Origin of the sequence: Marinoscillum sp., from assembly GCF_965229915.1 — a bacterium.
Classification (GTDB): domain Bacteria; phylum Bacteroidota; class Bacteroidia; order Cytophagales; family Cyclobacteriaceae; genus Marinoscillum.
Genome location: NZ_CBDDJZ010000001.1, coordinates 679841 through 701108, shown reverse-complemented (window position 1 = coordinate 701108; position 21268 = coordinate 679841). Strand labels below are relative to the sequence as shown.

Sequence of the window (21268 nt, the reverse complement as noted above, 5' to 3'; positions counted from 1 at the left end):
ATTAAAAGTATAAAAAAAGCTGCACGAGGCAGCTTTTTAATTTATCCAATGGCATTTTTTAGATCATCAATTAAGTCCTCAGCATCCTCAATGCCGACAGAAAGTCTGATCAATGAGTCTGTTAATCCAGCCTCCAGTCGCTGTTCCTTAGGGATGCTGGCATGGGTCATGCTGGCTGGATGTCCTGCTAGAGATTCTACTCCTCCAAGTGACTCAGCTAAAGTAAACACCTTGAACTGCTCCAACACTTTAAACGCAGCCTGCTGATTGTCATCCTTCAAGATGAAGGACAACATCCCTCCAAAGCGCTTCATTTGTTTTTTAGCCACCGTATGGTTCGGGTGGTCTTCAAAACCCGGCCAGTAGACATGCGCTACTTTCGGGTGATCTTTTAGATATCTGGCCACTTTTTCGCCATTGTCGCAGTGACGGTCCATTCGCACGTGAAGCGTCTTGATACCGCGCAATACCAGGAAACAATCCTGTGGGCCGGGAATAGCTCCCGACGAGTTCTGTACAAAACCTATTTGCTCATCCAGAGAAGGATCATTGGTCCCTACAAAGCCCATAACTACATCAGAGTGTCCGGCGATGTATTTGGTAACGGAGTGCATCACCATATCCGCTCCCAGATCCATCGGGTTTTGCAAGTAAGGACTTGCGAAGGTGTTGTCAACGACCGTTTTTGCTCCGGCATCTTTAGCCAGTTTTACGATTGCCTCAATGTCCACGATGTTCATCATGGGATTGGTAGGAGTTTCTACCCACACGAGCTTGGTTTGGTCTGTGATGGCAGTTTTCACTGCACCTAGATCTTTCATGTCCACAAACTTGAACTTCAGTCCGTAACGTTCATAGATTTTGGTAAATATGCGGTAGGTCCCACCGTACAAGTCGTTGGTGCTGACTATTTCATCACCCGGCGAAAACATCTTCAAGATAGCGTCCGTCGCACCCATGCCTGAGCTAAAGCATCTGCCATGGTTAGCATTCTCCAGTGCTGCCAGATTTGCTTCCAGAGCATGTCTGGTAGGGTTTTGTGTTCTGGCGTATTCGTAGCCTTTGTGCTTACCGGGAGATTCTTGTGCAAAGGTAGATGTCTGGTAAATAGGAGTCATGATTGCTCCTGTAGATGGGTCAGGTTCTTGTCCTGCGTGGATGGCCTTGGTTCCGAATTTCATTGACTAATTTGATTTATTTTCTAGCTGTAAAGTTAGAGGAATAAATGTCTCTTTTTTGGAATTTTCGCAACACGTTACCTTGGGGTAAAAGGATTTTTTAACCATTCACAAAAAATAAACCCCGAATCATGAGTAATTCCTTCTTGAGTTGTATCAATTGCTATAGGTTTGCATTTATACTTTTATCAGTAGCCCTCCAACACAACAAAAAGTGAATTTTTACGTAGGGTAATTAAGTTCTCGGAAGTTATTTAAGAAAATCTATGAAGTTGTGCAGTCAATTTTTTTGAATTAGGTTAACATTGGTTTAAACAATTTTGTAGGTGACATCCCGCTTTTAGCGGGATGTTTTTTTATGCTTTATTCATACAAAATATGAATAAATGAAACCATCCTACTTCACTTTCGTTTCATTTTACATACATTTAATGAATTAATCATTAAGTCGTTTTTATGAAAGGAACCAACATAGGAGAGTTTGAAGAAATTGTTTTACTGACAATTGCCTCCCTGATGACAGAAGCTTACAGCGTGAATATTGTGGATGAGATCAAATCTGTGACAGGCAGGTCCACCAAGTTAGGCGTGGTGCATGCAGTGCTTAACAGGTTGGAAGACAAGGGGATGATTGCTTCAGATCTAGGAGAACCTACCAAGGAACGAGGTGGAAGAAGGAAGCGGTTCTATTCATTGACCCAGGCGGGTAAAAGTGCCCTTTTGAGATCTAAGGAACAACGGGACCAACTCTGGAGTGCTATCCCTGATGTGGTATTTAAGGGAGTAAGATGAACAGGGACTCCAAACCACCTAAACTCTTTGATCGCTTACTGGAGTGGTACTGCAAGCCGTCACTGCTGGAGGATCTCCAGGGTGATTTACACGAATACTATGGCAGAAACCTAACGCGAGGTAAGCTGATTGCTGATTTGATCTACCTGATCGATGTGATCAAGTTCTTCCGCATATACACTACTCAAAAACCAAAACTAATAGGACAAATGACTTTTTTTACCATGCTGGGCAACTACTTCAAGACTTCAGTTCGGAGTATTGCCAGAAACAAACTCTTCTCTGCCATCAATGTGATCGGCCTGGCGATATCCATGTCAGTGGGGATATTAATGATCAGCTACATCAGTGAGCTGCTATCATATGATACATTTCATACTAACAGGGACCGCATCTACAGGGTCCTGACCAACTACAAGTCGGTTTCTAATGAAGATGCCTTTGATCTGGCTTCTAGTAGCATCTATATGGGCAACAAGCTCAAAGACGAATATACCGGGTACGATAAACTGGTCATCATGCGCCGTAATTTCAATGTGGATATCGAACATGGTGAAAACATCATCAGTGCAAGAGGATTGTGGAGCTCGGACCATTTTTTCGAAATTTTCTCGTTTAAGCTACTTTCTGGAAGTCCGGTCTCATGCCTTACTGAGCCCAATTCCGTGGTGATCACCGAGTCACTCGCTAAAAAATTGTTTCCTGATCTAAATCCGGTAGGTAAGTCGGTGAAGGTACATCGTCAGGAAGATTACCTCAAGTCAGCCACCATTACAGGAGTAGTGGCAGACCCACCAAAGAATTCGCATATTCAGTTTGAGATACTGGGTTCATTCAGCACTTTGGAAAAGTATGCAGCAACGCTGGAGTCACCAACCAATTTCTACAATAGCTTCAATAGTGTGTGGATGAATTATGTCTATCTGCTATTACCTGAGGGAGGTGCTACCAGTCAGGTACAGAATCACTTAAATCAGATAGTGGCTGACGCCACTAAGGATGGAGATCGATTCACCATTAAGCATGAGTTGGAATCTATAAATGACATTGTGCCGGGTCGGGATTTGTCCAATCAGATTGGCCCATCCATTGAATGGTCGACCATTTACATTTTTGTGGCAATGACCCTGGTCGTCATCCTCTCGGCATGTTTCAACTACACCAACCTCTCGGTAGCCAGGTCATTGCGAAGAGCTAAAGAAGTGGGTATTCGGAAGATCGTTGGAGCTGGACGAAGACAGGTGTTTGGACAGTTTTTGTTTGAAGCCATCATGATTTCCTGCATAGCGCTTCTTTTTGCAGTAGGCCTCTATGTAGTTATCCGTCCAGAGTTTCTGGAGCTTCTCAGTGAAGGAGATATTGCCGACTTGCATTTTCAGCCGATTCAGATCGTCTACTTTGTAGCGTTTGCGTTGATTACGGGCGTGCTGGCTGGCCTTATTCCCTCTGTGGTGCTATCCAAACTGAAAGCAATCTCGGTATTGAGAGACGCCACCAAAATCCGTCTCTTTAGTGGAGTGAGCTTGCGCAAAGTACTATTGGTGATGCAGTTTACACTTTCGATAGGGTTTATTATCGCTGCGACTATTGCTTACCGTCAGTACGAATACTCGCTTAACTTTGATCTGGGCTTCAAAACAGAAAACATCATCAATATCAGTCCACATGGAGCATACAATGATGTCTTGTACAATGAGCTATCAGAACTTCCCGAAGTGGTGAATATTTCCCGATCTGGTATGGTGCCCGGAATCGGTGAAATCTGGGGTGAGTCTGCCAAATACAATGATCCGTTGGATTCGTCTAGTATATATGTCAACTATATCGACAAAAACTACCTGGAGCTTCATGGTTATCAACTTTTAGCAGGAAGCACCTTTCCATATGAAAGTGAAGATTCCACCATGCAGCTGGCCATCATCAATGAGAAGCTGATGGATCGCTTCAATATGGGCTCACCTGAGGCGGCTATTGGTGAGTTGCTGACCATTGATGGCGGTAAAATGAAGCTGAAAATAGTGGGTGTGGTTCAGGACTTTCATTATGCCAAGATTAGTGATGAGATCAAACCAGTAGCGCTTATTCAGGATCCAGAGCAGTATTATGTGCTCAACCTCCAAGTCCAGACCAGTGACATGATTGGTATGCTTGATAAGATGGAATCCATTTGGAAAAAAGTGGATCCAGTACATCCTTTTGAAGCGAAGTTTTATAACGATCAGATCCAGCAGGCATATGAAGAATACCAGATTTACTTCATGATCATTGGGTTCCTCGCCTTTTTGGCTATTTCCATTGCCAGTCTGGGACTACTCGGTATGGCCGTTTTTACCACCGAGACACGTATGAAAGAGATTTCCATTCGTAAAGTCCTGGGAGCTACAGAGCGTGGACTGATCATGTTGCTATCCAGAGGGTTTGTAATCCTGCTGCTGATATCTGCCGGTATAGCGGTTCCTGCTACTTATTATTTATTTGACAGCATTGTTCTGGCGGATGTGGTCAACCGAGTGAATTTTGGAGTGATCGAACTGTTTTCGGGTGTCTTTATCATCTTTGCGATAGGTGCATTAACCATTGGATGGCAAACCTTCAAAGCTGCCAGAACGAACCCCGCAGAGATGCTGAGAGATGAATAAGTAAATTTCATACTTCTGCAATAACCAAGTATCTTAGCTTTCTCCAACCTTCAAATGCCTAAAACATTTGCAATGAAAGCCATCCTTGGTTATTGCCTCTTTTTGATCTACTCCGTTTTGTTGGTAGCGCAGCCCAAGCAAGCACTGTATGAGCATTTTTATAATCAATCAAAGGATTTCGGCTCAGTTGACTTAGAACTGTCTCTGGCTTATGCGGATAGTGCCTTGATGGTAAGTAGTGCCCTGAATGATAGCCTGAAAGTGGAGGCTTATTTGCTGAAAGCAGATGCTATCAACAAGATGGGCAATGCGTCTGCGGCTATGATTTTACTACAGGAGGTGGACACTCTGGTGCTTGGTGATGTGTTGAAAAGCGATCTTTTTCACCTGCAGGGAGTGATTTCTGAACACGATTCCAGATATCTTGAAGCTTTGGATTACCACCTGCGATCGTTGCGATTGCGACAAGCAAACAAATTAGTGGAAAAGATTGCGGGATCATACAATGAGCTTGCCTTTGTCTACAGGGCCATGGGCCAGCAGGAGAAGGCTATAGTCATGCTGAAGGAAATGCAAGAAGCTTGTCCAGAGGATGATCACTTGTGCACAAGTCGTGCCACTTTCAACATTGGTTTAATGGTCTTGGAGCTTGATCGTCATGCCGAAGCGATACCTATATTCAAAGAGGCGGTGAGCACTCTAGAAGAGGATGAGCACCCACAGCTATTTAGCCGGTATTACAACAACCTGTCTAATTGCTACGAAAGACTGTTGCACGTTAATGCCTATTATTACGATAGTGCACTATACTATGGATATAAGAGTCTGGAGATCAAAAAGCGATTAAAGAATTACCGGGGAATCGCCAATACGCACAACACACTGGCGGCCACTTACGAGCGAGCAAGTGATTACATCAACTCAGGAATGCATTCCAGGGAGGCTTTGAGACTTGCCGACAGCCTCAATTTGTTGCCTATCAAACGAAATGCACTGCTTTATTTGATCACTTCGGAGATCAAACTGGGCACGGTGGAGCATACCAATGATCATTTTGAGGAACTACTGGATGTGATGGACGTGCTGAACAAAGAATCTTCTTCTGAGGTCATCAATGAAATGGCTGCCAAGTATGAAGCCGCCAAGAAGGATGCTGAAAATGAACTGCTTAGGACTGAAAGCACTCAGCAGCGGCGCATCAATTACTTGCTCATAGGCCTGGCTATTGTCATGCTACTGATACTAGTCTTGCTCATTTACCTCTATAGGTTGAAGCAACGTACCAATGATCAATTACGAGCAGACAAACTGGTGATTCAGGAGCAATCAGAAAAATTGCAACAGCTCAATGAGCTTAAGTCCAATTTTTTTGCCAATATCAGTCATGAATTGAGAACTCCCCTTACGCTCATCCAGGGGAATGCCGAGGCGGTGTTGAGATCCGACAAGATTCCGGTTCAGGCGGTGGAGCCCGCTCGAAAGATCAAGAGAAATGTGAAACAAATGACCTTGCTGGTAGATGATCTGCTCGATCTCTCTAAGTTGGAGCTGAAGAAGGATATGGTGAATTTGAGGCCGATATACCTCAATAATCTCATAGCCAGGGTGGTAGCTGCTTTTTCGTCATTGGCAGAGAGTAATCAGATTGCTCTTTCGTATGAATCAGATATTTCTGATCAGTTAGTAGTGGATGTGGACGAGGCTCAGTTGGAAAAAGTCTTGAACAATCTGCTGTACAATTCATTCAAGTTTGTCAGTATAGGCGGTAAAGTCCAGGTCACCACTTTGGCTCAATCGGATACGGTGAGTATCAGGGTCATTGATAATGGCTCGGGAATACCAGAAAGTGATATTCCGTTTATTTTTGATCGTTTCTATCAGGCTGGGGCCAATGAAAGTAGAAAAGGGTCTGGATTGGGGTTGGCCATTTCCAAGGAACTCGTTGAGTTGATGAACGGGAAAGTGGAGGCTAAAAATCATGTGCAAGGTGGGGCACAACTGGAGGTGACTTTCCCAATATCTAACCTGGAACCATCTATTGAAGATGAGTTGGTCTATAAAAAGGAGGTGCAATCAGTGGATGAATCTGAGGTGCTCATGGATTTGTTAAAAATCCCATCAGATACTTCAGTACTGATTGTGGAAGACAATAAGCTGTTACAACAGTATCTGCAAGATGTCCTCAAGGACCACTTCGAATTATTCATGGCAGAAAATGGCCAGGATGCCCTGGACCAGCTCAAAAAGGTCAAACCCAACCTTATATTGACGGATGTGATGATGCCTGTTATGGATGGGTGGGAGTTCATTGAGCATTTGCGGGAGGATATGGCCTTGTCAAAAATTCCGGTGATCGTACTGACTGCCGTTGCTGAAAATACTGATCGGATCAAAGGGTTGAGGCTAGGCGTGGATGATTACATCATCAAACCATTCGAAGTGGATGAACTGTTGGTCCGAATCACCAACGTCATTAACAATTTGCGAGAGCGTATCAAATGGGCCAAGGAATTTGATGAAGAGGAGGAGCCGGACCTGACAGAAGAGCATGATATGGTCCTCCAAATACGTGATTTTGTGAAAGAGCACATTGCTGATAAAAAGTTAAATGTGCTGCAGTTGGCCCATCACCTGGGACTGAGCGAACGTCAACTCTATCGCAAAACAGCCGAGACCGTGGGCATGAGTCCTTCCAAGTTAATTACCGAACTGCGATTGCAGTATGCACGTGAGCTGCTGGTGAGTAAGCGATTTGAAAAACTGGCACAGATTTCATCAGAAATTGGATTTGAATCCACCTCTTATTTTTCAAAACTTTATCAGGAAAGGTTTGGGAAAAAACCAACTGATTACTTCTCTTAGTGCTGAAATTGGCCAACAAGTATGATTGTTCCAGCAGATAGAACTCAACTATTTTCCGAATACTATTTCTCCAGAAAACTGCGCGAAATCCATCAATTGCAAGCAGCAGGCCGATCGATTATCAATTTGGGAATAGGCAGTCCGGATCTCGCTCCGGCTGAGGCAGTGGTGGCAAAGCTTGCCAGCACAGCGTCCAATGCTGATGTGCATGGGTATCAGTCTTATCAGGGATTACCTGAGTTTCGGCAATCCATCAAGGATTTTTATTCCAATAGATACCAGGCCACAGTTCAGAATCTGGAGGTGTTGCCGTTGATGGGTTCTAAAGAAGGAATCACGCACGTGTCCATGGCATTTCTCAACCCAGGAGACCAAGTGCTGATACCTGATCTTGGCTACCCTACGTATACGTCCGTTACCAGGATGGTAGGAGCTACTGCCATTTATTACCCGTTGCAAGAGGATAGCTGGGAGCCGGATTGGTCAAAACTGGAAGAACTAGACACGAGCAAAGTAAAGATGATGTGGCTAAATTATCCACACATGCCTACAGGAGCTCGCGGCAGTTTGAATTTGCTGAAGAAGCTTGTTGACTATGCCAGAGAGCGGGAAGTTTTACTGTGTCATGACAATCCCTACAGCTTCATAGGAAACGAGCATCCATACAGTATCTTCAATGTGGAGGGAGCAGGAGATGTAGCAGTAGAATTGAGCTCACTTTCCAAGACCTTCAATATGGCTGGTTGGCGAGTGGGATGGATCGTTGGAGACCAACAATTCCTTCAACCCGTACTACAGATCAAGAGCAACATGGATTCCGGCATGTTCAGACCAGTGCAGGAAGCGGCAATCACCGCACTTAAACTGGACAACTCCTGGTATGAACAGCTCACTAAGACCTATACCACCAGACGTCAGCTTGGCGAACAGATATTTGATCAACTAGGATGTGAGTACCAATCAGATCAGGTAGGTATGTTCATTTGGGCCAAAGCGCCTGGTAATGGAGAAGCGTTCATCGAAGAAATTTTAAACAAGCATGATGTCTTTTTAGCTCCAGGGTTCATCTTTGGTGCAATGGGTGTGAATTATGTAAGAATGTCGCTTTGTGCGGACGAAAGTGTGTTGAAAGAAGTACTAAATCGAATCAAATGAAAGTCCTTTTTGTAGGTACGGGTTTAATAGGAGGTAGTTTTTCGTTGGCCATGCAAAAACATGGTCTTCTTACCGAAGCTGGGGGATATAGTCGTAAGATGGTAAATCTGGACAGATCCAGGGAGCTAGGAATCATCCACGAGAAGTTTTCCAATTTGAAAGAAGGCCTGGACTGGGCTGACTGGATTATCCTATCTATCCCTGTAGATGTGATTGATACCATGCTCCCGCAGATTCTGGATGGTATCAGAGAGGAACAAGTCGTCATCGATTTTGGCTCAACAAAAGGAAAAATCTGCCAATCAGTAAGGGCACATGAAGCCCGAGCCAGGTTTATAGCGGCTCACCCAATAGCAGGAACAGAGTACAGTGGACCAGATGCTGCTTTTGCTGATCTGTTTACGAATAAGCTCATGATTGTCTGCGAAGAAGAGCAAACCAATCCAGTTGCGCTGAGGCAATTTGAAGAGGTCTGTAAGAAGCTGGAAATGCAACTCGAATACATGGAGGCCGAATCGCATGATCGTCACCTTGCCTATATTTCCCATTTGAGTCATATCACCTCCTATGCATTAAGCAATGCAGTACTCCAAAAGGAAAAGGATGGACATGTCATCCTGGAGCTTGCAGGTTCAGGTTTTGCCTCTACAGTGCGGTTGGCCAAGAGTTCACCTGAGATGTGGGGACCGATTTTTATGGAGAATAAGAAGATGGTATTGGAGGCACTCAATACATTTTTGGATCACTCACAGAAATTCAAAAACATGTTGGAGAATGATGATTATCAAGGTTTGCTGGAGTTTTTGGAGTCTGGGCGAGCGATCAAGCGGGTGATTAAGTAGCCAAAAACTGTTTGAATCCTGCTCAGGCTGGGTTGTATTTATCTAAGAATTCACTACCCAAAATCTGGTATTTATTGAATTTAAGTGAAAAAGGTGCCTGCTTATTGGTCATTAGTGGTTTAACTTACTAATACACCGCAATCTACTCACTTATGTTCAGGCGTTTAATTTACGGTCATTTACTGATGATCACGTACGTCATGGGTTTTGGTTTATCCACCTCTCAGATAGACTCCACACTGATTAACGATCAGGTGGCATACTATGAACGGGGTGAAATATCCCTTGACTCGCTTTTAAACACGTATTATCAGCAAGCACTTTCTGCGTATGAAACGCATGATTTCGCAAGTGCCCGTTCCTTATTGAAGACTCATGAGAGTCTTTTGAAAAACCAAAATACGGTTCCATTTGCCAAAGCCAACATGCTGCGAGCGCACATGGCTATGGAAGAGGATGATCGGGTAGAAGCCATCGAACTGTTAAATCAATCACTAGAGATATTCCGAGCTAGTGGAGATTCAACCAATTACCTGTTGGCACTGAAGGATATCGGAATCAATTATGATTATATGAGTGATCATAGCATGGCGTTGATTTACTATACGGACTGCATCGATTTGGCCAAAAAACTCGGAAGGCTCGATATTGAAGGTTCTTGTCTCAAGAATATCGGTGGAATTTATTCACAGGATGGGGATCAGGAAAAGGCGATTAGCTATTACGATCAATCCATTTCATTGGCCATTCAGAGCGGTGATTCGGCCTTGCTCCACCGACTATACCATGGCCTGGGATTGGCTTATCGGAGGTTTGAATTGTTTAATGAAGCATACAAGTACCATCTGCTTGCCCTACAGGTTGCTCAGGATATAGGCGATTTGAAAGCCATTGGTTTTGGCTATCAGGGTCTGGGTTTCTATTATTTCTATAAAAGACAGTATGATTCCGCAGAGTATTACATGGACAAGACGCTGAAGATCGCCAATCAAATATCCAATGATCAACTCAAATCCAATGCTCAGGAAGCTCTTGAGCAGGTGTATTACTCCACCGGCAGGTACAAACAGGCCTATGACACTTATCGCAACATGGTGGAGCAGGACGATTCACTGTACACGTTGCAAAACACGCAACTGCTGCAAGCACTGAAAGAAAAGTACCAAAATGAGAAACGCGATCGTGAGTTGGCGGAGAAAAACCTGCAATTACAGGAAGCAGGAAATAGTCTGATCAAACAACGCAACTGGCAGATGATACTGGTCTTTGTGGTCATCATCTTGTTGCTCATCTTGTTTTTGATCTATAGAGGCTATGTACTTCGGCAAAGGGCCAATACCATCCTACGGACAAAGAATGCTGAAATCGAGAAACACCTGGCCGAAATAGAAGATGTGACCTCCAATAAAAATCGCTGGTTTGTCAATGTAGCTCATGAGTTGCGAACACCACTCACACTGATCAAAGGGCCGATTCAGCGAATATTGAAAAGCACTGATCTCAGTCCTGATATGACTGCAGATCTGAAGCTGGTAGAGCGTAATACCAAGAGCCTCAGCAATCTGGTCAACGAAATTCTGGATCTGTCTAAGATGGTTGAAGGGGACGTGTCCCTTCACGAATCGGTTTTTGAGTTGGATGAGCTGGTAAATCATACCGTTTCTGCATTTGACTCCAGAGCCAATCAGTTGGGCATACAGCTCAAGAGCCAGGTCAATGTGAAGGCTTATGTACTCGCAGATCGGGAGAAGCTCAACAAGGTTTTAGTCAATCTGATCTCTAATGCACTAAAGTTCACATCTGCTGGAGGACTGGTAGAGGTTATACTCGCCAAACCAGTGAATAAGGGATTTAGAATCATCGTTAAGGATACAGGCAGGGGAATAGTCAAGCAGGATCTTACGCGAGTTTTCGATAGATTTTTCCAGTCGTCAGGAAAGGATCAGGAGGTTCGGGGAGGAACAGGAATTGGCCTGGCTTTGAGCAAGGAGATCGCAGAGATGCATGGTGGTGAATTGAAAGTGACCAGTACCCCGGGTATGGGTAGCACATTTACCCTTACGCTCCCAGAAGAGATAGAAGCTACCAGACCTCCATTTGGAACCGAACGGATACTATCTGATGCCCCTGAGTCAAGCCTGTCTGTATCAGCTGAAGGAATCATCAGCAAAGAGCGTAGGCCATTACTGCTGCTACTTGAGGATAATGAGGACATGGCTAGCTACATAGCCTCATTGCTACAGGAATACTTTGATGTGAAGGTCGCTAAAACAGGCCTGATGGGTTTGGAAATGCTGGGATCTTACAGTGTTAAATTCATCATTTCGGATATCATGATGCCTGAGATGGATGGTGTCACTTTTTTGAAAAAGGTCAAATCAGATCCGCTTTGGAAGCACTTGCCGTTTATCCACCTGACGGCTCTCTCCGATGAGAGCCTGAGAAAGGAGCTGCTCCGTATCGGGATTGATGATTATTTGATGAAGCCCTTCGATGCAGAAGAACTGATCATCCGGGTAAGGAATTTGTACATGAACTACCAGCAACGTGTCTCTCTGGACAGTGAATCGGTGGCAGAGGAAATCTCCTATGACGAGAAAGTCATCGAGCGATTGAAGCGGGAAGTCCTGAACAACATCGAGGACACTAACTTCAATGTACTCCGCATGGCAGATGGGGCTGCTCTGAGCGAACGACAGCTCTATCGGTTCCTGAAGGCTACAACGGGTCTCACTCCCTTGCAGTTTATCCAGGAGATTAAGCTCAACAGGGCCAATGAATTAGCAAGAAAGAAGGTCTACGGTAGTATATCTGAGTTAGCAATGTCCGTAGGGTTTAAGCAACCTGCATATTTTTCATCTTTGTTTGAAAAGCGGTTTGGTAAGAAACCCAGTGTGATCCTCAAGGCCTAGCTTTCCAGAGTGGAGAGCACTTCATTTTTGTAGGTTCGGCTTATTTTAATAATCATTTCACCAATCAGGATCTCCTCTTTTCCAAAGGAATCTATGTGGTTTCTGTTGATCAAGAATGACCGGTGAACGCGCAGAAAATAATCTGGTAACCGAGATTGAAGTTCGCTGATTTTCTCTTTGGTGATTACCTGTTCATCAATCAGATGAATCTTCACATAATCAGACAGGCTTTCGATGATTTGGATGTCCTGCAGATCGATGGGTTTGTTTTGCCGATCCACACGCACAATGATTTGTTCTAACTTGTTCTTTTCTGATTGCTCAGTCATCTCAGTAAGTAGGTGTTCCTTTCTTTGATATCTTCTGATCAGGAGCACAAAGGCATTCACAAATACAATCAGATAGAGCGTGGAAGTGAGTAAGAAAATATTAGAAGAATATGGATTCAGGTTGGCATATTGGTAATTGGCCAATACAATAAATGCAATGGTGATGACGATCATCTCACCATACAGTGAAACGACAATCGTATAGAAAAAGTAGAGACTGAACTTGACATACCTTTTGGTCAGTAAGTACCTTGGCACCAACCAGTAGTTGAAGAAGTAGGATGTGGCAATAGCGATTGGTAAGAGAAACGTGACGAAGTAAAATGACTTGATGTACTCCCCATCAGCTTGTCCAAATGTGATGATTAGAAAAACAGAAACCAGTATCCAAAAAAGAATGTGTTGTGCCAGTCGCATACTCGAGATTTGCTTCGAAAATCGCTAATTATAATGAATATGAATACTTTTATCGACGAAATGCAGATTTCAGGACGGATTTGACCTTGCCGTAGGGTGCACCACACACCTAGCTTTGAAGCATCAATTTGTTTCAACTAAATGTACTAAAAACGATGATTGAATTGTATAAAATGGGAGGTCCACTGCATATGGGGATTCTCACGATTATTCTGACGGCAGGCTTGATAGTAGCGGTATTTGCCTTGATCAAAATACTCAACGGCTCGGACCGATCGCACATCCAGGGTTTGCTAGGTTTTGTTAAATCAATTGGGCTTTTTGTGCTTGTGGCCGGTCTGCTATTCCAGATGTTGGGGCTTTATAGTGCTTTTCAGGCCATCGAGGAGGCTGGCTCAGCATCTCCTGCACTCCTGGCTGGAGGGTTGAAGGTGTCTTCCATTACCACCATCTATGGTATGATCAGCTTTGTGATCCTTTACGTGGCTTACTTCGGCATGTCATTGATGATCAACAGCAAGAAGTAAAAACAAAGGCGGTCCCCAATGGAGACCGCCTTTTAGTTAACCATATTCAAACGTACTTAACAATCAGTTTTTAGAAGTAGTTAACCGGGAGGATTGGTAGCCAACAAAACTTAGTACCAAGTCATTTGCTTTGTCAGATACTTTAAGCTTGAAAGTACCATTTAGGTCAGATACTGTACCTGAGTTAGTACCCTCTTCCACAATGTTTACACCTGGTAGCGGATTACCAGTTTCCGGGTCGTATACAGTACCCGTCCAAATACCTTGGTCATAGCTAGCACCTACTTTTAGCTGGTTGGATGATTGTTCTACCTCTTCGACAATGATCACATTCTTAACATCTTCGGGATTGGAACCATCTAGCTTGAATATGATTGGCAGGACCATGCGAACCCTCACAGCTCTACCTCGTTGGGTGCCCGGTTCAAAGTTCTGCAAGCCAGCAATCACACGAGCGGCTTCCGAATCACAACCTCCACCAATACCTTTTACGGGCTTGACATCAGAAACTGAACCATCTTTTTCCACTATGAACTGTACATACACGCGACCTTCTATGCCAAGTCTACGAGCTTGTTCAGGATAATTCAAATTCTCACCTACATACTGGTAAAATGCCTTCATACCTCCAGGGTATTCCGGTTGCTCTTCCACGATCGTGAATACTTCACCCTCCATTTTAGACTTCTCAGCGATGTAGTCAAAATTGGCACCGTCTTTTTTGATGGCAATAAATACTGCACTGGCTTCTTTGTCTACATTGACCGAGTGAATGGTGCTAGGGTCCAGGTTTTGCAGTTCCTCAGCGTTTTTCAGTGATCCTTTGACATCCGCTATTTCATTGTCCTCTATCTCCAGCTTGGTAAATATGAGTTTGTCTTTTACGTCCGCTAGTTTCTCTTGCATTTCTATAGGTAGCTGGTCGAAGGTGATCGAGTTATTCACTTCACCCATTTTTTTGATGTCCTGGTCTATTTCTTCGCTACAGGCAAACACCACGAAGAGTACAGCCAAAAGGGAAAGGAGCGCACCGAATTTCCACGGGCTCACTTGTTTTGCATTTTGTTTCATTGCTTTTAGTCGTTTTAAGATTAAACCATCATGAAACGAGCTGGCCAGGCTCAGTCCATTAGATTTCAAAGTAGAACTGATCAGTATAGACGAATATCGATCCAAATTGTAGCTCTTCAGAGCATAGGCATCTGCCTGATATTCGTGTATTTTTTTAATTTCTTTGTTGATGTACCATGCACTGGGCAGCCACCAGAAGCAGGCTCTGAATAGCTGAAAGAAGATAAGATCATAAGTATGTCCTAGTCTGGCATGGGCGGTTTCGTGTTTTAAGATCGCAGCATACTCCTCTTGATCTACCTGCACATCCTGGCTGATGAAAATCCAGTGAAAAAACGTAAAACTGCCCTTGATGTGATCGGACTTGCGGATATCCAGTTGGTCCACATGTAGTCTATTGCTTTTACTGTTGAGCTGAATGAGGTAAGCGATGCTGGAGACAAATCGATAGAGGAAGTAAGCGCTCACCAGGGCGTATGCATACCACAGCCAGCTGAAATCGAAGGTGAAGGACTCAGGAGTAGGGGTGAAAGCCATCGGCTCCACCGGGATGCTCTCCAGCGTTGGTTCAGCTGTGTTCGTCTCCAATAATCCACCAATCAGTTTGGGTAGTTTCAGAAAGGGAATACCCAGAGCGAGTATGGTACTACCCACCAGATATGCTCTTAGTTTTCCATATTGTGATTCATTCCTCAGAAAAAACCAGTATCCTGCGATCAGGGACAAGTGAATCACCGAAAGTTCAAGGATATAGTTGCTCATGAGTCTTTGTCTTTAAGTTCTTTCAATAATTCTTCCAGTTCGCTTAGGCTTAGGTTGTCTTCTTTGGTGAAAAAGGAGACCATCTGCTGATAAGATCCACTGAAGTAACGCTTCACAAACCCTTTCATGAAGGATTTGGTGTAGGAATCTTTGGTGATCAATGGATGGTATTTGTGCGATTTGCCATGTGACTCATGTCCCACAAATCCTTTTTGTTGTAGAATTCGCACTATCGTGGAAACTGTGTTGTAAGCAGGTTTAGGTTCAGGCAGCTTTTGTATAATCTCTTTCACAAACGCTGAGTCCAAGTCCCAAAGGACTTGCATGATTTCTTCTTCTGCTTTGGTTAATTCTTTCATCTATTCTGTTTTTACCCGGGTTTTCAAATCGATCTTTCAGAGAATCACATCGGTCCAGTAGGTGGAAGCTCTTGTAGTAAACTTCATTAGTTAATACCATACTGTGGACCGATCTGCTCTCCGTTTGTAGATTAATTACTTCTACTTAACTAAATCGTTAGTTCAAAACTAAAAGCTTAGTTTGTCAAAACCAAGTTTAATAACTAAATATTTAGTTAATATTCATTGAATCTAATTTTAAGTCCTGTATATGAGTTAGTTATCGGATTATTACTGTATATTCTTTAACTTCATAGTAAACTGATAAGTGGATGAAATCACTTTTGAATCTTTGTTTGATCTTCTTGTCTACAAGCTGTCTGTGGTTGATGGCCTGTGATGAAGAGCGTATTCGTCGGGTAGAAATCAGTGAGTCTTCGTGTGCGACCATCACTTCTACACTGGGCTGCGAAGACAGCACCTTGTACAGGATTACTATCGCCGGTTCAGCCAAAGGAAATAGTTTGTACATCTGGGCTCCATCAGAATCTCCAGATTCATTGTTTCTAGATTGTGGTGATTGGTCCAAAGACGGAGAGAACCACTGCATCAAAGAATCCGGACAGTCTAACAAATGTGAATTCACCTATGTCGCTTATATGCGTTGCATACCTGCAGGTGCCTCTTTCGGCTCACTTGAATTTGACGTACGTGAATCAGTGCCGTCTTCATGGTTTGGTGGGTCATCAGATTTTGAAAATAAAGTCACCCTGACCTGCCGATAAAACTACTGCTAATCATTGTCCTTTCCAGACCCTCATTTGTTCTTGTTGGATCTATTTTTAGAAATTTCAGTCATTACCCAAATAGGCTGATCTAACTGGTTAACCCTTCTTTTCCTAATCATTTCAACGACACATATTCCGGTTCAATCAAAAAAAATGAGCCGCTCATACATAATCCAGATTCTATCCAGAATTCACTTTTATCATCGCCTCGAATTTGATTAGAGAGCCACAGACACACCTAGATTATCAGGGATCAATGTGTTGACTTAATAATGAATAACCAACTGTAAAATTACTTATACAATTATGAACAGAATTGTCATGCTCACAGGCTTGTGCGCCATTTTGATTTTTGCAAGCTGTGAATCACATCAAGAACATGTAGAACATGAAGTGAAGTACCAGGTCACCAGTCCGGTAAAAATGGATACAGTGACCACTAAGGAATATGTGTGTCAGATACATTCTATCCAACACATTGAATTGAGAGCTCTGGAAAGAGGTTATTTGGAAAAAATATATGTTGATGAAGGACAGTTCATCAAGAAAGGACAGTTGATGTTTCAGATCATGCCTCGTCTGTACCAGGCGGAACTGCAACGTGCTGAAGCAGAGGCCAACTTTGCCAACATTGAGTACCAAAACACTAAAAACCTTGCTGACCGAAATGTAGTCGCGCCAAATGAGTTGGCACTGGCAAAGGCCAAGCTTGATAAAGCCAAAGCCGAACTGGCACTGGCCCAGGTACATTTGGACTTTACGCAAGTTCGCGCGCCATTTGATGGTATCATGGACCACTTCCATGTCAGACTTGGGAGTTTAGTAGAAGAAGGAGAGTTGCTCACCACTCTTTCTGATAATCATGAAATGTGGGTTTACTTCAACGTGCCGGAGGCCGAATACCTTGATTATAAAATTAAAGTGAGTGAAGACAGTGCATTGAAGGTGAAGCTTCAGATGGCTAACAACAAGCTCTTTTCCTATGAGGGCGAGGTTAATACTATAGAAGCTGATTTTAACAATGAGACTGGTAACATAGCCTTTAGAGCCACATTCCCCAATCCAAAGGGTTTGCTGAGACATGGCGAGACTGGTAATATACTGGTGGATGCTCCACTAAAGGATGCTTTGCTCATCCCTCAAAAGGCAACCTTCGAAATTCTCGATAAGAAATATGTATTCGTGGTGGGTGATGATGACGTGATTCATTCCCGTCAGATCGTGGTAGGAGCAGAGCTACCACACCTATATGAAGTGAAAGCAGGACTTAAAGAATCCGATAGGATCGTTCTGGAAGGATTAAGAAAAGTAAAAGAGGGCGATAAGATTGCCGTAGATTATCAGGATCCCAAAGAGGTGATTACACACCTGGAACTGTACGCAGAGTAATCAACACGAACCCTTTAAAAACACGATAAAATGTTTTTCAGTAGAATCATACATAGACCCGTATTGGCGATTGTCATATCGGTCATCTTACTATTCGTGGGAACTTTGGCGATCAAGACCTTACCGATTTCTCAGTTTCCACAGATTGCACCTACCACTGTCAATATCTTCATAGCCTTCCCTGGCTCCAGTGCAGAGGTATTGGTTAATTCCACGCTGATCCCATTGGAGCAGGCCATCAACGGTGTGCAGGGGATGCGTTACATTTCATCAGATGCTACCAGTGCCGGTGAAGCCACCATTCGGGTAATCTTCGAACCTGGTACCGATCCTAACCAGGCTGTGGTCCGGGTAAAAACGAGGGTGGATCAGGTACTGCCGCTCCTCCCTCCGCTGGTACAGCGAGAGGGAGTAATCATCACACCTATTCAGCCTAGTATGTTGATGTATGTCAACCTGTATAGTACGAATAAGGATGATGATGAAAAATTCCTGTACAACTATGCCAACGTAAACATGATTCCGGAGATTCAGCGGATCAATGGTATTGCACGAGCCCAGATATTGGGTAGCCGTCAGTACGCGATGCGGGTATGGTTAAAACCTGACAGAATGCGGGCGTATAGAATCTCCGCAGAAGATGTGATGGAGGCAATGCTGGATCAAAGTATCATCGGTAGACCTGGGCGTCTGGGTAGGGCAGACAGTAAAGAAGCACAATCCCTTGAGTATGTATTGGTGTATCAGGGTCGGTATAACAAGCCTGAGCAATATGGAGATATCATTATACGGGCTAATGAAGAAGGCGAAATCATTTACCTGAAAGATATCGCTGAAGTAGAGCTGGGTAGTGAGTTTTTTGATATTTATTCCAACCTGGATGGGTATCCTTCTGCCTCTATTGTATTGAAACAAACTGTGGGTAGTAACGCATCTGCAGTTATCGCAGATGTGAAATCTCAGCTAGAGGAAATGAAAGCTTCTTTTCCTCCCGGTATGGATTATAAGATCAGTTATGACGTGTCTAACTTCCTGGACGCATCCATCGAGCAGGTAACACATACCTTGAGAGATGCCTTTATCCTGGTAGCGCTCGTGGTTTTCATATTCCTTGGCGATTGGCGGTCTACTTTGATCCCGATTATTGCAGTGCCGGTATCATTGATCGGTGCCTTTTTCATCTTACAGATGTTTGGTCTATCGATCAACTTAATCACTTTGTTTGCACTGGTACTAGCCATCGGTATTGTGGTGGATGATGCCATTGTGGTGGTGGAAGCAGTCCACGCCAAAATGGAAGAGAAGAACCTATCGCCGTACAACGCGGTGCGAGAGGTAATGGGTGAAATCAGTGGTGCGATCATCGCCATTACTTTGGTAATGGTATCGGTATTCTTGCCGATTACCTTCATGCCTGGCCCTGTAGGGACCTTTTACCGACAGTTTGGTATCACCATGGCCAGTTCCATTATTCTTTCGGCTCTTGTTGCTTTGACACTTACTCCGGTGCTATGTGCCATGCTGTTGAAAAACAACCATGGTAAGAAACGTAAGCGCACGATCATCAATCGATTCATCGATAGTTTCAACAGTGGTTTTGAAAAAGTGACTGGCAAGTACGTAGGTATTCTAAAACTGATCGTCAACCGCAAGACGGTGACGTGGGGAGTACTGATAGCATTCGGTATTGGTATTTACCTGCAGAATAGTGCCTTGTCCTCTGGATTTATTCCGAACGAAGATCAAGGTACGATCTATGCGATCATTCAGACACCTCCTGGTGCTACTCTGGAGCGAACCAATCAGGTAGCTCAGCAACTGCAGAAAATTGCCGAGGAGGTAGAAGGTATCGAAAGTGTGTCTGCACTTGCTGGTTATGAGATCATGACAGAGGGACGTGGATCCAATGCCGGTACCTGTCTGATCAACCTGAAAAACTGGTCCGAACGAGAGAAGACCGTGACAGAAATCATGGAAGAGCTGGAAGAAGAGACCAGAAACCTTGGTGCCATCATCGAGTTTTTCGAACCACCAGCAGTCCCGGGATTTGGTACATCCGGTGGGTTTTCTATGAGAATGTTGGATAAGACTAACTCCACGGACTATCATGAATTTGACCGAATCAACACGCAGTTCATGGACTCACTTCGCGCACGACCTGAGATCACCGGTCTGTTTACCTTCTATGCGGCTAACTATCCGCAGTATGAAATGATCATAGACAACAAGGTGGCCATGCAGAAGGGAGTTTCCATCGATAAGGCCATGGAAAACCTCAACATTCTGATTGGTAGTACCTATGAGCAGGGATTTATTCGCTTTGGTAGGTTCTTCAAAGTGCACGTTCAGGCTTCACCAGAGTACAGAAGATATCCTTCTGACCTGGACGAGTATTTTGTGAAAAACGAGGAAGGCGAGATGGTTCCATACTCATCGTTTATGAAATTGGTGAAGCGTCAGGGACCAAACGAGATCACACGATTCAACTTGTACAACTCGGCCTCTATTCGAGGGTTACCAGCCAAGGGCTATACTACGGGTGATGCCATTGAGGCGATTCGTGAAGTGGCTGCTACGACCTTGCCGAGAGGTTATGACATTGCCTTTGAGGATTTGTCGTATGATCAATCCAGACGTGGCAATGAAGCTCTTTATATTTTCATCATTGTAATCATCTTCGTCTACCTGGTTCTTGCCGGACAGTACGAGAGTTTCTTACTGCCTCTGGCGGTTATCCTATCCCTTCCAGTTGGGGTATTTGGGTCGTTTGTCATGCTCAAAATGATGGGACTGGCCAACGACGTGTATGCCCAGGTTGGTTTGATCATGTTGGTGGGGCTGCTTGGAAAGAATGCGGTATTGATTGTGGAGTTTGCCGTGCAGAAGCACCAGCAGGGAGCCACCGTACTGGAAGCAGCCATAGAAGGAGCAAAGGTGCGATTCAGGCCTATTTTGATGACCTCATTTGCCTTCATTGCTGGTTTGGTTCCTTTGGTGATTTCGCATGGAGCAGGGGCAGTTGGGAATAAGACCATCGGATCATCGGCCATGGGAGGAATGCTACTCGGTACCTTGTTAGGAGTGCTGGTCATACCTGGATTGTACTACATCTTCGGGTCGATGGTAGAGGGTAAGAGCCTGATCAAAGATGAGGAAAACGAACCATTGTCCGAGGAATACATCCATACCATGGAAGAACAAAACAAGTGGCTGGAAGAACAGCACAAGAAAAAATCTGATCCGGATAATGATGACAAAAAGTAAGCG

Annotated in this window: 14 protein-coding genes; 10 read left to right on the top strand and 4 right to left on the bottom strand. The window is 44.0% G+C overall.

The genetic code is table 11. The features are described from left to right. Nucleotides 1-41: 41 nt before the first annotated feature. Nucleotides 42-1181: a cystathionine gamma-synthase gene (locus tag ACO067_RS02995; RefSeq protein ID WP_421870596.1), complete on the bottom strand. Its 1140-nt coding sequence runs from the start codon at nucleotides 1179-1181 to the stop codon at nucleotides 42-44. Between the two features lie 453 nt (nucleotides 1182-1634). Here ACO067_RS02995 and ACO067_RS02990 point away from each other — a divergent pair, with 453 nt between their 5' ends. The 6 genes from ACO067_RS02990 to ACO067_RS02965 all read left to right on the top strand — a co-directional run bounded on the left by ACO067_RS02990 (nucleotide 1635) and on the right by ACO067_RS02965 (nucleotide 12380). Next, nucleotides 1635-1970: a PadR family transcriptional regulator gene (locus ACO067_RS02990; protein WP_421870593.1), complete on the top strand. Its 336-nt coding sequence runs from the start codon at nucleotides 1635-1637 to the stop codon at nucleotides 1968-1970. After that, nucleotides 1967-4609, top strand: a complete 2643-nt coding sequence (locus ACO067_RS02985) for an ABC transporter permease (protein WP_421870590.1) — start codon at nucleotides 1967-1969, stop codon at nucleotides 4607-4609. The genes ACO067_RS02990 and ACO067_RS02985 overlap by 4 nt, the downstream gene beginning before the upstream one ends. Before the next feature lie 72 nt (nucleotides 4610-4681). Continuing rightward, nucleotides 4682-7471 carry an ATP-binding protein gene (locus ACO067_RS02980; protein ID WP_421870587.1) on the top strand — a complete coding sequence of 930 codons (2790 nt, stop codon included), beginning with the start codon at nucleotides 4682-4684 and terminating at the stop codon, nucleotides 7469-7471. A 21-nt stretch (nucleotides 7472-7492) separates the two neighbouring features. After that, complete coding sequence (locus ACO067_RS02975) at nucleotides 7493-8626, top strand: pyridoxal phosphate-dependent aminotransferase (RefSeq protein ID WP_421870584.1); 1134 nt, start codon at nucleotides 7493-7495, stop codon at nucleotides 8624-8626. Beyond that, entirely contained in the window at nucleotides 8623-9468 is an 846-nt protein-coding gene (locus ACO067_RS02970) for a prephenate dehydrogenase (RefSeq protein ID WP_421870581.1), read from the top strand. Before ACO067_RS02975 ends, ACO067_RS02970 begins: the two co-directional genes overlap by 4 nt. A 185-nt stretch (nucleotides 9469-9653) precedes the next feature. After that, nucleotides 9654-12380, top strand: coding sequence for an ATP-binding protein (locus ACO067_RS02965; RefSeq protein WP_421870578.1), 2727 nt, complete (start codon nucleotides 9654-9656; stop codon nucleotides 12378-12380). On the opposite strand, the gene ACO067_RS02960 is transcribed toward ACO067_RS02965, so the two are convergent. Next, nucleotides 12377-13126, bottom strand: coding sequence for a LytR/AlgR family response regulator transcription factor (locus ACO067_RS02960; protein ID WP_421870574.1), 750 nt, complete (start codon nucleotides 13124-13126; stop codon nucleotides 12377-12379). The two genes, ACO067_RS02965 and ACO067_RS02960, sit on opposite strands and share 4 nt — an antisense overlap. 155 nt (nucleotides 13127-13281) lie before the next feature. Between ACO067_RS02960 and ACO067_RS02955 the strand changes: the two genes are divergently transcribed. Further along, a complete protein-coding gene (locus tag ACO067_RS02955; RefSeq protein WP_421870571.1) occupies nucleotides 13282-13653 on the top strand; it encodes a MotA/TolQ/ExbB proton channel family protein in 372 nt (123 codons plus the stop codon). Nucleotides 13654-13716: 63 nt separating this feature from the next. On the opposite strand, the gene ACO067_RS02950 is transcribed toward ACO067_RS02955, so the two are convergent. Both ACO067_RS02950 and ACO067_RS02945 read right to left on the bottom strand, forming a co-directional pair. Continuing rightward, complete coding sequence (locus ACO067_RS02950; RefSeq protein ID WP_421870568.1) at nucleotides 13717-15486, bottom strand: TonB family protein; 1770 nt, start codon at nucleotides 15484-15486, stop codon at nucleotides 13717-13719. Continuing rightward, nucleotides 15483-15845: a BlaI/MecI/CopY family transcriptional regulator gene (locus ACO067_RS02945; RefSeq protein WP_421870564.1), complete on the bottom strand. Its 363-nt coding sequence runs from the start codon at nucleotides 15843-15845 to the stop codon at nucleotides 15483-15485. Before ACO067_RS02945 ends, ACO067_RS02950 begins: the two co-directional genes overlap by 4 nt. 311 nt (nucleotides 15846-16156) lie before the next feature. Between ACO067_RS02945 and ACO067_RS02940 the strand changes: the two genes are divergently transcribed. The 3 genes from ACO067_RS02940 to ACO067_RS02930 all read left to right on the top strand — a co-directional run bounded on the left by ACO067_RS02940 (nucleotide 16157) and on the right by ACO067_RS02930 (nucleotide 21265). Further along, nucleotides 16157-16609, top strand: a complete 453-nt coding sequence (locus ACO067_RS02940) for a hypothetical protein (protein WP_421870560.1) — start codon at nucleotides 16157-16159, stop codon at nucleotides 16607-16609. Nucleotides 16610-16918: 309 nt separating this feature from the next. Then, nucleotides 16919-18001, top strand: coding sequence for an efflux RND transporter periplasmic adaptor subunit (locus ACO067_RS02935; protein ID WP_421870557.1), 1083 nt, complete (start codon nucleotides 16919-16921; stop codon nucleotides 17999-18001). A gap of 30 nt (nucleotides 18002-18031) precedes the next feature. Next, on the top strand, nucleotides 18032-21265 hold the full coding sequence (locus ACO067_RS02930; RefSeq protein ID WP_421870555.1) for an efflux RND transporter permease subunit: 3234 nt from the start codon (nucleotides 18032-18034) through the stop codon (nucleotides 21263-21265). The last annotated feature ends 3 nt before the right edge of the window (nucleotides 21266-21268 follow it).

Coding starts and splice junctions, on each gene's coding strand:
- ACO067_RS02950 (WP_421870568.1), bottom strand. CDS start 15,486: ATGAGCAACTATATCCTTGAACTTTCGGTGATTCACTTGTCCCTGATC.
- ACO067_RS02975 (WP_421870584.1), top strand. CDS start 7,493: ATGATTGTTCCAGCAGATAGAACTCAACTATTTTCCGAATACTATTTC.
- ACO067_RS02980 (WP_421870587.1), top strand. CDS start 4,682: ATGAAAGCCATCCTTGGTTATTGCCTCTTTTTGATCTACTCCGTTTTG.
- ACO067_RS02945 (WP_421870564.1), bottom strand. CDS start 15,845: ATGAAAGAATTAACCAAAGCAGAAGAAGAAATCATGCAAGTCCTTTGG.
- ACO067_RS02970 (WP_421870581.1), top strand. CDS start 8,623: ATGAAAGTCCTTTTTGTAGGTACGGGTTTAATAGGAGGTAGTTTTTCG.
- ACO067_RS02965 (WP_421870578.1), top strand. CDS start 9,654: ATGATCACGTACGTCATGGGTTTTGGTTTATCCACCTCTCAGATAGAC.
- ACO067_RS02960 (WP_421870574.1), bottom strand. CDS start 13,126: ATGCGACTGGCACAACACATTCTTTTTTGGATACTGGTTTCTGTTTTT.
- ACO067_RS02935 (WP_421870557.1), top strand. CDS start 16,919: ATGAACAGAATTGTCATGCTCACAGGCTTGTGCGCCATTTTGATTTTT.
- ACO067_RS02995 (WP_421870596.1), bottom strand. CDS start 1,181: ATGAAATTCGGAACCAAGGCCATCCACGCAGGACAAGAACCTGACCCA.
- ACO067_RS02985 (WP_421870590.1), top strand. CDS start 1,967: ATGAACAGGGACTCCAAACCACCTAAACTCTTTGATCGCTTACTGGAG.
- ACO067_RS02930 (WP_421870555.1), top strand. CDS start 18,032: ATGTTTTTCAGTAGAATCATACATAGACCCGTATTGGCGATTGTCATA.
- ACO067_RS02940 (WP_421870560.1), top strand. CDS start 16,157: ATGAAATCACTTTTGAATCTTTGTTTGATCTTCTTGTCTACAAGCTGT.
- ACO067_RS02990 (WP_421870593.1), top strand. CDS start 1,635: ATGAAAGGAACCAACATAGGAGAGTTTGAAGAAATTGTTTTACTGACA.
- ACO067_RS02955 (WP_421870571.1), top strand. CDS start 13,282: ATGATTGAATTGTATAAAATGGGAGGTCCACTGCATATGGGGATTCTC.